The organism is Thermodesulfobacteriota bacterium, from assembly GCA_034189135.1.
In the GTDB taxonomy this organism is placed as follows: Bacteria; Desulfobacterota; Desulfobacteria; order Desulfobacterales; family JAUWMJ01; genus JAUWMJ01.
This window is the reverse complement of sequence record JAXHVO010000002.1, coordinates 1-12147: the sequence shown is the minus strand read 5'-3', so window position 1 is coordinate 12147 and position 12147 is coordinate 1. Positions and strand designations below refer to the sequence as shown.

9 protein-coding genes are annotated in these 12147 nt (G+C 39.5%); 8 read left to right on the top strand and 1 reads right to left on the bottom strand.

Annotation, left to right across the window (positions count from 1 at the left end):
• Positions 1-280 precede the first annotated feature (280 nt).
• Both gmhB and SWH54_00140 read left to right on the top strand, forming a co-directional pair.
• Positions 281-871, top strand: coding sequence for a D-glycero-beta-D-manno-heptose 1,7-bisphosphate 7-phosphatase (gmhB, locus tag SWH54_00145; GenBank protein ID MDY6789661.1), 591 nt, complete (start codon positions 281-283; stop codon positions 869-871).
• Positions 864-3050: an ATP-dependent RecD-like DNA helicase gene (locus tag SWH54_00140; protein MDY6789660.1), complete on the top strand. Its 2187-nt coding sequence runs from the start codon at positions 864-866 to the stop codon at positions 3048-3050. The genes gmhB and SWH54_00140 overlap by 8 nt, the downstream gene beginning before the upstream one ends.
• A gap of 419 nt (positions 3051-3469) precedes the next feature.
• On the opposite strand, the gene SWH54_00135 is transcribed toward SWH54_00140, so the two are convergent.
• Positions 3470-3889, bottom strand: coding sequence for a DUF1178 family protein (locus tag SWH54_00135; protein ID MDY6789659.1), 420 nt, complete (start codon positions 3887-3889; stop codon positions 3470-3472).
• 308 nt (positions 3890-4197) lie between these two features.
• Between SWH54_00135 and SWH54_00130 the strand changes: the two genes are divergently transcribed.
• The 6 genes from SWH54_00130 to SWH54_00105 all read left to right on the top strand — a co-directional run bounded on the left by SWH54_00130 (position 4198) and on the right by SWH54_00105 (position 11530).
• A complete protein-coding gene (locus SWH54_00130) occupies positions 4198-4860 on the top strand; it encodes a TIGR04211 family SH3 domain-containing protein (protein ID MDY6789658.1) in 663 nt (220 codons plus the stop codon).
• Positions 4861-5169: 309 nt separating this feature from the next.
• Positions 5170-6810, top strand: coding sequence for an L-aspartate oxidase (gene nadB / locus SWH54_00125; GenBank protein MDY6789657.1), 1641 nt, complete (start codon positions 5170-5172; stop codon positions 6808-6810).
• 131 nt (positions 6811-6941) lie between these two features.
• Entirely contained in the window at positions 6942-8168 is a 1227-nt protein-coding gene (locus tag SWH54_00120; GenBank protein MDY6789656.1) for a hemolysin family protein, read from the top strand.
• A gap of 183 nt (positions 8169-8351) precedes the next feature.
• The gene (locus SWH54_00115) at positions 8352-9281 is read left to right on the top strand and encodes a lytic transglycosylase domain-containing protein (GenBank protein MDY6789655.1); all 930 of its coding nucleotides are present in this window, start codon (positions 8352-8354) and stop codon (positions 9279-9281) included.
• 128 nt (positions 9282-9409) lie between these two features.
• Positions 9410-10072, top strand: coding sequence for a hypothetical protein (locus tag SWH54_00110; GenBank protein ID MDY6789654.1), 663 nt, complete (start codon positions 9410-9412; stop codon positions 10070-10072).
• 156 nt (positions 10073-10228) lie between these two features.
• The gene (locus SWH54_00105; protein ID MDY6789653.1) at positions 10229-11530 is read left to right on the top strand and encodes an ATP-binding protein; all 1302 of its coding nucleotides are present in this window, start codon (positions 10229-10231) and stop codon (positions 11528-11530) included.
• Positions 11531-12147: the final 617 nt, after the last annotated feature.

Here is a 12147-nt window from a genome sequence, read left to right as displayed (position 1 = left end):
AGAATAGTGCATTCATACGTGTAGCGAAGCCATAACCTGAGGAACCGTATGCGTTAATTGCGCTCGTACGGGTCTGTGGGGGCTCTGGGAGGGTAACCTCCCAGTTCTACCCGGAAACAAGGAATCATGAATATCGAATGAGGAAGTATCTCTTTTTACTTCGACATTCATGATTCCTTGTTCGATATTCTGCGGTTAAAAAATGTTAGCAGAATTAATTAACAAAAGCTAAAAATTTATGATTTTTTAAAAAGCGAATGTATAAAAAAAAGCGCTTAAAATGAGTATTGCCAGCCAAAAACTTGATAAGGTGGTGTTCCTGGACAGGGACGGGGTAATTAATGTTGACCGTTCGGATTATATCAAAAACTGGTCGGAGTTCAAATTTATTCCACGAAGCATTGAAGCCATAAAAACGCTGACCGTAAAAGGATTTAATATAGTCGTAATTACAAACCAGTCGGTGATAAATCGCCGCATGGTATCCCAACAGGGTCTTGATTATATCCATACCATGATGAAAAACGAGATAAGAGCCGGCGGTGGATTGATTAATGACATTTTTTTCTGCCCCCACCTGCCCGAGGACAATTGTGACTGCCGCAAACCCAAACCAGGACTGATTTTTCAGGCTCAATATGATTACAGCATAGAGCTTAAAGATGCGGTAATGGTGGGAGACAGTGCAAAGGATATCGAGTGCGCCCGCAATGCCGGATGTGGCCAGGCTGTCCTGGTTAAAACCGGAAACGGCGCTGAAGCGGAAAAGGCTCTGGTAAAAAAGAAAATTTACCCGGATCATGTGGCTCAGGATCTTTATGAAGCGGTTCAATGGATCGTCGACCCAAAAGTGACTAAAGTTAATGAATAGATCCCTTCCTAAGACCACCGTAAAAGGATGTCTGGAAAAAATTACCTATCATAACAAAGAAAATCATTACACCATCGCAAAATTAAAAATCAGCGATATACAGAGCCCGGTAACCGTGCTGGGCTACATGCCTGATCCAAACCTGGGAGAGACGCTTAAAATTGCCGGAACATGGGAAACTCATCCCAGATATGGCCAACAGCTCAAAATCGATTCTTTTGAAGTGGTGCTACCCGCAACGACTGAAGGGATTAAAAAATACCTTACCTCCGGTTTTATAAAGGGGATCGGCGCCAGGACAGCTTCCAGACTGGTCAACCATTTTGCGGGTAAAACACTTGAAGTGATTGAAAACAACCCTGAAAGACTGGTTGAGGTGAAAGGGGTAGGGAAAGCGGCGGCAAATAAAATATCAGTCGCCTGGAAAGAACACCATTTAATACGAAGGCTCATTCACTTTCTCCAGGAAAACGGAATAAAAACATCTTTCGGTGCCAAGATATACAAATTATACGGCCAGGAGGCGATGGATATCATCTGTGGCGATCCTTTCCGGCTGGTTAACGACTTTCCCCAAACCGGTTTTTTTATGGCCGACGCGATTATGCAAAATAGCGGGATGCCCATTGACGAGACAAAAAGGGCAAGGGGCGCTGTGATGCATTTATTGCAACAGTTTTTAGCTGAGGGAAATACATTTGTATATAAAGATCAACTCATTTCAAACTGCGAAAATCATTTTAACATACGCCCTGATGTAACCGTAGAATCACTAAAAAATTTAGCCCTGTCGGGAGAGGTAGTCATTGAAAAGCTTAATAATGACACCGGCACCGAGGCTGTTTTTCTAAAACCGCTTCATCAGGCAGAAACCGGCATCGCCGACAAGATTCATGCGCTTTTATCCATTCCCACCCCGTTTTCCGGTCTTGATTCAGCTGAAATTACCCGGGAAGTTTTAAAAAAGCTGGCCATCAAACTTTCTTCCGAACAGCTTGCCGCACTTGAAGGAATTCTTTCCCATCGTATGGCTGTCATAACCGGTGGTCCAGGAACCGGAAAAACAACCCTGATTAAATCTATTTCAGCTCTTTTTGATGCTCTGGGGAAAAGTATGTGCCTGGCCGCTCCCACCGGCAGAGCTGCCAGACGTATTTCTGAGGTGACCGGTAGAAAAGCTGAAACCATTCATAAGCTCCTGGGGTACAATCCAGCCAATGGTTTTTTTGAAAAGAATCGGGACAATCCGGTTGATGCAGATGCTTTAGTCATAGATGAAGCCTCCATGATAGATACTTTTTTGATGTTTCACCTGCTGCAGGCGATTCATATGCAATCGATGCTGATACTGGTAGGGGATGCATTTCAGCTTCCTTCGGTGGGACCGGGCAATATCTTTTCCGATATTATCCAATCAAAAAAAGTTGAAACATTTGAGCTTAAGAAAATTTACCGACATGCCAAGGAGAGTCCGATAATTACCAATGCCCATAAAATCCGTCAAGGGCAACCGCCGGATCTGGAAAAGGCAGGCGACCCGGAAGAGTTATCCGAATTTTATTTCATTGAGCAAAATAATCCGGGAGTGGTGGCCACCACGATCGCTGAATTATGTGAAAGAAAAATCCCTCAATGCTTTGGCTTTGACCCTTTGGATGAAATTCAGGTGTTAACACCGATGCACAAGGGGTTGGCAGGCACACTTAACCTGAACCATGTGCTTCAGCAAAGATTAAATCCCAATAAGATGATGATCGAAACGATGGGTCATACTTTTAAACTGGGTGACAAGATTATGCATCTTAAAAACAACTATCAAAAAGAGGTTTTCAATGGGGATATCGGGACGATATGCGATATTGATAAAAAAGCGCAAATGCTTTCGGTCAACTTCTACGGTCGGGTAGTTGATTATGAATTTTCGGAAATGGATGAGATATCATTGGCTTATGCCATATCGGTGCATAAATCACAGGGGTCTGAATATCCGGCAGTGATTGTTCCAATATTGATGCAGCATTTTGTGCTTTTGCAGAGGAATCTGCTTTATACAGCCCTGACGCGAGGTAGAAAACTGGTGGTGATTATAGGCAGCAGAAAAGCCATTTTAACCGCCCTTAAAAACGACAGTCCGCAAAAGCGCCTGTCTATGCTGGCTGACAGATTAATGGCGTCGTAACAAGACTCATCTACTGTGTTATATCGGTTTTTCAGGAACTCGACATACTATAAGTATAGTTTCGTTCCTGAAAAACCGATATGCCTTGTATATAAGACTTGTTACAACGCCATCCGGTGATTATAGTGGTTGTAGAAAAAAACGTTCCGTTATCGAAACGTTTTTTTCTACAACCACTTATACCGCAATTCCATATTTCGGAACATATTTATGGCAAGCTGTATATTAAAAACTCTCAAACAACTATATTATAAACTCTTGATATGTCAATAAGTTATTTTGAGTTGCCGTGCTGCAAAGAGGCAGAACTCAGCTATTTAAAAGTTTAGCAAAATTGATGGTCTCATATATCTTGCCTGCTAAGACTGCATTGCGCTGATGATTTGACTTTTTGGGGAAACGCAGGTGGGAAAAATGGGCTATGCATCGGTATCAGGCGTGGTTGGCATGGGAATTTTAAAAAACTCTATGCCTTCTTCCTCCAGAGTTTTTTCTTCTTCTTTTGTGCTGATACCCCTGATATTTCTCGGCTCAACGGCTCCATAATGAATTTTGAGTGCTTCTTTGGCAAAATCGCAGCCAACATCATCAAAATTTTTCTGCACAAAATCGACTATTTTACTGCCGATTTTATCAAGCTCGGGCTGTTTGGCGGGAAAATTTGCCGGTCTTTGTGATGCTTTGATAGCAAAGGTGGAAGGAACCCTGGAAACAGAGGTGTCATTGCACACCGGACAGGTGACCAGACCTCTTTTTTTCTGGTCGTAATATGCTTTTCCATCTTCAAACCAACCTTCAAAAGTATGACCGGAAGAACACTGTAGATCGTAAGCAATCATAAAATATAGCCTTTTTTAAAAAAACTGTTGATATTTTATATATTTATCATATCTTTTAACTTTTTTAAAGAAATTATTGATAGATTCAATATTGATGAAATTGTAAAAAAACAATGTTTCACCACCAAGCTTGTAAGGAAAACAGTCAATAATTCATTTTAGCAACTAGTTATCCATGCAAACTCCATATCCTGGATAAAAAATTTGATTTTTTTACAATACGATCAATATCATTTACAAAGAATCCAACATAGAATAAGGTTCATTTTGATTTAGTCAATTTTTAAATTTAAAAGAGAGTGACAGTTATGAAGTGTATTGCTAAATTTATTGTTTTCATTGGTTTTGTTCTGATTGTGTTTTATAATGTCGCCTATGCTGATACCATGTATGTCTCTGATGTTTTAAAACTGACGGTTCGGGATGCCAAGGGGATGAATGGAAAAATAATAGCGGTCATTCAATCCGGTCAAACGGTTGATATGCTGCAACCAGAGGATGAGTGGGCGTTGATCCGGCTTGATGACGGCAAAGAAGGCTGGGTTTTAATCCGCTATCTAACCAGCAAAATAACAAACAATGTTAAATTGAAATGGCTTCAAAAAAAGCATAAAACACTGACGGTTCAGGCTTCAAGCTTGATTGAAGAAAATAAAAAGCTTAAAGGGGAAAACAGCAAAATTACAACAGATCTCAATGAAGCCCAAAAGAAAGCCGAAGAAATCCATGTGTCTTATGAAGCTCTTAAAACCGAGTCTGCCGACTATATTCAATTAAAGTCGAAATACACCAAAGCCGCTGCGCAACTGGCCGAATATGGGAAAAAATACGAATTACTGGAAAAAGAATTAACCAAACTTGAATTCAGGCGAACAATCAGGTGGTTTTTAGCTGGTGCCGGTGTGCTCCTGCTTGGTTTTTTAATAGGTTTCAGTGCCAAGCGCCAGCGACGAAGAACAATTTTGAGATAGAACCGATTGATTGGCAAAATTGAAGATGAGAGGCCTTCGAAAATTACCATTTTTCAAAGGTCTCTACTTTTTACGAGTCTATCAACCTTATACTGTTTCTGATAAATATATTCCGTTTTAAACGATGAAAAACTCGTATATAAGAGATCGTAAAGAAAGAACAGACTGACTTTATGATAATTTATTTTAGTAATAGAACTGGTTCAACAAATTGACCATATTGTACTTAAGTTCTTTCTTAACAATCTCTAATACACTCAGACAGTTTCCTCATTTAAAACGAAACATATTTATCAGAATTACTATAATATGGAAATAAAAACCGATTTTTTAATCATTGGAAGCGGCATCGCAGGTCTTTCATTCGCCTTAAAGGTTGCAGAGTTCGGCAATGTTGCATTAGTAACCAAAAAAGAAGCCATGGACAGCAACACCAACCTGGCTCAGGGAGGAATTGCGTCTGTCTTTGGCAGCCACGACTCTTTTGATCTCCACCTAGAAGACACACTTGCTGCCGGAGACGGTCTTTGCAACATGGATGTGGTAAACATGGTGGTTAAAAACGGTCCGGATAGAATTTTGGAGTTGATAAACCTGGGCGTACAGTTCAATTTATCCGCTAAAAAAACGACCACATCTAGTTTGCCTCAATTTGACCTTGGACGGGAGGGAGGGCATTCAAAAAATCGTATCGTCCATGCCCAGGACATGACCGGAAAGGAAGTTGAAAGGGCGCTGGTAAATCGGGTTAAAGATCACCCGCGTATCCGCCTGTATGAAAATCACATTGCCATTGATCTGATTACATGCTCCACCAGAATGAAGAGAGGCCTTGTTACCACGACTCATGAGGACTATTGCTGTGGTGCATATGTCCTTAACAGAAAAACCAATATAGTAAAAACTTTTTCCGCGCATATTACGCTTCTGGCCGCCGGAGGTAGCGGGAAAGTGTATCTGTACACCAGCAATCCCGACATTGCTACAGGAGACGGTATTGCAATGGCTTACAGGGCCGGAGCAACAGTGGCAAACCTGGAATTCGTTCAGTTTCACCCCACCTGTCTGTATCACCCGGAGGCAAAAAATTTTCTTATTTCCGAAGCCGTTAGAGGTGAAGGGGGAATTCTCATCGATACAGCGGGAAAGCCTTTCATGGAAAAATATGATCCGCAAAAGGATCTCGCCTGTCGTGACGTGGTTGCCCGTGCAATCGATACCGAGCTTAAAAAAAGTGGGGATGATTTTGTATTTCTCGATATATCACATAAAAAAGCTGATTTTATAAAAAAACGTTTCCCAAATCTTTATGAAAAATGCCTTTTTTTTGGCATTGACATGACAACCGAAGCGCTTCCAGTTGTTCCTGCTGCCCATTATATGTGCGGAGGTGTGGCAACAGATATATTCGGCCAGACAGATATTCAAGGGCTTTATGCTATTGGTGAAACAGCATGTACCGGACTGCACGGAGCCAACAGGCTGGCCAGCAATTCTCTGCTGGAAGCAATTGTCTATGCTGACCAAGCGGCTGTTCATGCGGTAAAAAATTTGAACAACGTGGATTTTAAATCAACCCCTGCTCCTCCTTCTTGGGATGAAGTGGGTACAACGGACAGTGATGAAATGATCATGGTTACCCACAACTGGGATGAAATCAGGCGATTGATGTGGAACTATGTGGGAATTGTCAGATCGGATAAACGTCTCGCCAGGGCCAAAAGGCGTATTGAAATTATTCAAAGCGAAATCAAAGAGTATTACTGGAATTTCAAGGTAGGGGCAGATCTCATTGAGTTGAGAAATATCGCCATTGTGGCGGAACTTATTATAAAATGTGCTAGGCACAGAAAGGAAAGCCGCGGACTCCATTATAATATTGAATATCCATACCATGATGATAAGAGGTGGAAGAAAGATACGGTTTTACGAAGATCGTTTGTGGGGTAAGAGAGTGATGGGAGTCACTTCGGGACCTGAAGAGGGACTCTCGGCCGCAATTTTGCCTTAAGCGAAACGCTCTTCAAACCCGGTGCTCCGCTGTTTTACCTGTCCGGTTTATTTTAATTGGGAAAATTTTTATGTTCAACCAAATTATTATATTAATCATCCTTCTTTTTCTATCAGGATTTTTTTCCTCAGCGGAAACCGCTCTGTTTTCAATAAGTAGAGCAAAAGCCAGGCATCTCGGCAAGCAAAAAGGGATGGCCAATGCACTGATAAAGAAAATGAAAGACGATCAGCATAAACTGTTAACCACAATTTTAATTGGCAATAATGTCGTTAATATAGGGGCATCTGCGCTGGCAACAGCAATTACCATAAATATTGTTTCAAGTAATGCGGTTGGGATTGCAACCGGAATCATGACGCTGCTTATTTTAATCTTTGGTGAGATATTTCCCAAATCGATTGCCACCAGAAACAACATCCTGATTGCCAGGCTGGTGATATTTCCCATTTACTGGCTATCGGTTGTCTTTTTCCCAATTATCGTTTTTCTTAATTTTATTCCCCGGTTTACCGGAAAAATAAAGGGTAAGCCAAGAATAACGGAAGAAGAATTAATGACCTTTGTCGAGGTCGTGGAAGAGGAAGGAGAGATAGGGAAAGAAGAAAAGGAATTTATTCACAATATCTTCGAATTTGATGATACCAATGCTTCGGAAATAATGACCCCTAGGGGCGATATGTTTGTGATCGAAGCCGATAAGGAACTCAAGGTCGAAGATGTGGTTAAGCCGGGGTTTACCCGAATCCCGGTGATTGAAAAAGATTTAGACCATGTGATTGGTATTCTAAACATCAAGGATCTCTTTATGCATCAATCGGCATGTGATGAAGCCATTAATGTCAGAAAAATCATGCGCAGGCCTTATTTTATTCCGGAATACGTTAAACTCGATTCACTTCTTCACCAGTTCAAAAAAAGGAAAGACCATTTAGCGATTGTGGTAGATGAACACGGAGGTGTATCCGGCCTGATCACACTGGAAGATGCGCTTGAAGAAATAGTCGGAGAAATAAGCGATGAAACAGATAAATATGAACCACTTATTAAACCGATAAAAAAAGATGAATGGATTGTTTTGGGCAAGACTGATATTGATGAGGTGAACCAGAAGATACATATGAATATACCGGATAAAAAGGAATATGATACTTTTTCCGGGTATGTTCTTGGCCAGATTGAAAGAATTCCCCTGGAGAAAGAAGAGATCCAAATGGGGGGTTTTACCGTTACGGTAAAGGAGATGGATGGCAACAGGATAAAAAAGTATATAGTCAAAAGGACTCATAAGACGTAGCAGCTTAATCCTTGGGACATCCGGCAAATTGTCCAGAGGATCACACCATTTTTTCCTCTTTGTAAAATATATTAGATCACCTCCGATTTGTCTGCAGGAAAGGTGTGGTATTCATTTCCCAGAAGGTTGCTTTACCCGTAATAATACAGAAAATTGCTGAAGAAGAGACAAGAGGGTTAGGTTATGAATAAGAAAATCAAGATGATATTATTTTCCGGTTTTTTCTTCGCCGCTGGTTTAATTGCCGCTTTTTCATGTAATAACATGGTTTACGGCGATATTATAGGGCCTGATGTAAAAATACCGGAGACTGCCGCTGCTTTACCGACGGTTCAAGATTTTTCCTTGCCGAAAACTTTATCTCTCTGCGGCGAAATGATACCTCTGGAGAATCCTCAGGTATGGGAAATGCTGGATCGGGAATTTAATATAACGGTGTGGGATCGTGCGCAGGTTTTTATGTATTTGAAACGGGCCGGGAGATACTTCCCCTATATTGAAAAAAAGCTCTCCGAAGCAGATATGCCCATGGACTTAAAGTACATTGCCGTGGCGGAAAGCGCATTGCTGACCTATTCTCGATCACGTAAAGGGGCAAAAGGGATGTGGCAGTTTATGAGGCTTGCTGCTCGAAGTAATGGTCTGAGAAAGGACAATATGGTGGATGAACGACTGAATTTTGAGCATTCCACTAAAGCGGCCATTAAGTACTTAAAATTTCTTAAGCGCAAATTCCACACCTGGGCACTGGCTCTTGCTGCATATAATGGTGGGGAAACGCGTATCCGAAAAGCCATTCGCGAGCAAAAAACCAGTGATTATTACAGGCTCAATCTTCCATTGGAAACCGAACGATATATTTTCAGGATTGCAGCCATCAAAATAGTGATGGAAAATCCTGACCGATACGGTTATCATTTTCCACCGGAGCGTGCTTACAAGCCGCAAGAATACGATAGAATACACGTAAACATTAAAAAGACAATTTATATCACTGAGTTTGCTCATTTTTTTGGCACTGACTTTAAAGCAATAAAGGAGCTTAATCCGCAATTTCTCAAAAGCTATCTTCCGGCAGGAAAATACACGGTGAATGTTCCCATAACTTCTTAACCTTAAGATTGAAAAACGACTGTTTGTTTCTAATGAATATATTTTGTTTTAAACGATGAATAACTCGTATACTTGTCCGCTAAAACGGAACATATGTATGACAACTACTATAACCGGACTGTTGTTTTATGGAGAAAACTAGCAGAGACCACTTTTTTGCAGGAAAAAATATAAATCCTGCCTATTTTACAAAAGAGCTGGGCATTGATAAAAATGATGCAGACACTTTCGTGACCGATGTTTTTCCTATGATTAAGCGCAAATACGATTTGCTCCGGCAAAAATCCTCATTGGTTTCACAAAACGACAAAAGCATCCTGCAAATCATTCTTAATGATGAAGTTCCTGTGGTGTTTCAAAATTATGCGCTTGCTAATTTTCGACATAACGAAGAAATTCTTGCGATGTTGATCAGTTATATATCGGAACAGATGTCAGTACCTGCGGCGAAACAGTTTATCGAAAAACACTATCAACAGGATGAAGATACCCTCATCCACTGGCTTGCAGAGGAAATGGGTGTCAGCAAATCCTATTTAAAAGATTTTAAAGACAAAGTAATACCGCAGATTAAAAAATTTTCTATCGCCATGTATCGAAAAAAACTACGCGAGCAGGGTCATATCGATAAAGAGGATCGCTTTACCCAGTTTGTCATTGATAATATATTTATTGATGAGTTTGAAAACCACCCGTTTATCAGATCTTTTACCGATAAAAACAACCGTGCCATATTGCCACCAACAGCAAGAGATATCGCAGTAAAGCTGATATCGGTGTGGTTGAAATAGTCTAAATTTTTATCTCCCTACCTGAAACAATTTTTTACCTGCTTTTATCTCTTTTAGTACATAATTTCACATTTATCCGGCATAAAAATGAAAATATTTCACATTTTTATGATATAAATCTTGATAATTTTCACATTAATTGATATTAGATTATCCATGAAACGAGATTTATATAATGAGCTGCTTAAATGGAAAAATGATGTTGACCGCAAACCTCTTATTTTGAAAGGAGCCAGGCAGGTAGGAAAAACTTATATTCTCAATGCATTTGGAAGAAACGAATATCACGGTGTTGCCTATTTTAATTTTGAGGGAGATCCGAATCTGAATGACTTTTTTCAAGGAAAAATTCAGACCGATAGAATTATTGAAAAGCTTTCAATTTATCTTGAGTCAAACATTGACCCTGAAAAGACCCTGATCATATTTGATGAGATTCAAAATTCACCAGAAACTTTAAACAGTCTAAAATATTTCCATGAGAATGCAAACCAGTACCATATCGTATCCGCCGGATCCCTTCTGGGGATCAAAGTCGGCCAATCCGCGCCATTTCCTGTGGGAAAAGTAAATTTTCTTGATCTGTTTCCTTTTTCGTTTAGAGAATTTCTAAATGGTATCGGCAAATCACAACTTCGTAATTATCTCCAAAATAAAAAGGATTTCCAACCAATTGAAGCCAGTTTTCACGCCGATTTAACTGATTTTTTAAGACTCTATTTTTTTATCGGTGGTATGCCTGAAGCCATCCTAAAATACAAAACGGATGGTGACTTAAAAAAAGTAAGGAAAGTCCAAAGCGAAATTCTTTCTGCATATGCATTTGATTTCTCAAAATATGCTTCAAAATCGGATGCTATAAAAATTACCAGTATATGGAATGCTATCCCCGGTCAACTGGCTAAAGAAAATAAAAAATTTATGTTTTCTCAGATTTCTAAAAACGCTCGTTCACGGGATTATGCCGAGGCACTTCAATGGCTGGTGGATGCCGGGCTTGTTTATAAGTCATATAATGTAAAAGTTCCCAAAATTCCGCTTAGCGGTTATAGGGAAGAAAATATATTTAAAATTTTTTTGTTTGACATAGGACTTCTTGGTTCCATGATTGATTTGTCACAGAAAACGATAATGGAAAAAAACCGTCTGTTTTCAGAATACAACGGTGCTTTTACTGAAAGTTTTGTCGCTCAGGAGCTGAAAGCGCATAATCATAAAGAATTATACTACTGGACAGCTAAGAGTTCGGCAGAGATTGATTTTCTTTTACAGCTTCATGAGCAGATATTTCCGCTGGAGGTCAAATCCGGTTTTAGTAAAAAGAAAAAAAGCCTTAAGATATATGCTGAAAAATATCAGCCTGATGTATTGTCACGCGCCACTCTGATGAATTTCAAACATGATGGAATAATAAAAAATTATCCGCTTTACGGAATATCATTGTTTCCTAATGAATAGCCACTGATTGATAAAATCATAAAAAGTTCACCAATGGCTAAGTAGAAAGCTTCATATACCCCCGCTAAAAATCAGCGGGATAAAAAGGCGGAGTGGTAGGCAATACAGGTATTATCTCGAGCATCTGAAAAAACACTGAAATGCAGTAGATGGAGCTTTTTACGACGCTATCACTAATTAAACGTATCGGAAATTCAATAACCTATAAAAAATAATTTAAGAACCTATTTAAGGGGTTCCGTTAATTTTAATAGAATTAGGAACACCAGAGATTTATACTGTTTCTCAAAAATATATTCCGTTTTAAACAATGAAAAACTCGTTTATAAGAAATTGTAAAGAAAAAACTCACTGTCTTTATAATAATTAGTTTCGGTATGACAACTACTTCAATAAATAAACAATATTGTACTTAAGTTCTTTCTTAACAATTTCTAATTCACTCAGACAGTTTCCTCATTTAAAACGGAACATATTTTTGAGAATTACTGTAAACCATTAGTGTCCGGTTAAGAATCGAATAAATTCAGCTGGATATGGCCACTAGTAATTTTATTTTTGTAATCAATTGGCGTAATGGCCTGTGAAATAAGCCTTTGTTCAAAAACAGTTATACT

Excerpts from the sequence above, each read along its gene's own strand:
- nadB (MDY6789657.1), top strand. The coding sequence starts at position 5,170 with ATGGAAATAAAAACCGATTTTTTAATCATTGGAAGCGGCATCGCAGGT.
- gmhB (MDY6789661.1), top strand. The coding sequence starts at position 281 with ATGAGTATTGCCAGCCAAAAACTTGATAAGGTGGTGTTCCTGGACAGG.
- SWH54_00120 (MDY6789656.1), top strand. The coding sequence starts at position 6,942 with ATGTTCAACCAAATTATTATATTAATCATCCTTCTTTTTCTATCAGGA.
- SWH54_00140 (MDY6789660.1), top strand. The coding sequence starts at position 864 with ATGAATAGATCCCTTCCTAAGACCACCGTAAAAGGATGTCTGGAAAAA.
- SWH54_00110 (MDY6789654.1), top strand. The coding sequence starts at position 9,410 with ATGGAGAAAACTAGCAGAGACCACTTTTTTGCAGGAAAAAATATAAAT.
- SWH54_00115 (MDY6789655.1), top strand. The coding sequence starts at position 8,352 with ATGAATAAGAAAATCAAGATGATATTATTTTCCGGTTTTTTCTTCGCC.
- SWH54_00135 (MDY6789659.1), bottom strand. The coding sequence starts at position 3,889 with ATGATTGCTTACGATCTACAGTGTTCTTCCGGTCATACTTTTGAAGGT.
- SWH54_00105 (MDY6789653.1), top strand. The coding sequence starts at position 10,229 with ATGAAACGAGATTTATATAATGAGCTGCTTAAATGGAAAAATGATGTT.
- SWH54_00130 (MDY6789658.1), top strand. The coding sequence starts at position 4,198 with ATGAAGTGTATTGCTAAATTTATTGTTTTCATTGGTTTTGTTCTGATT.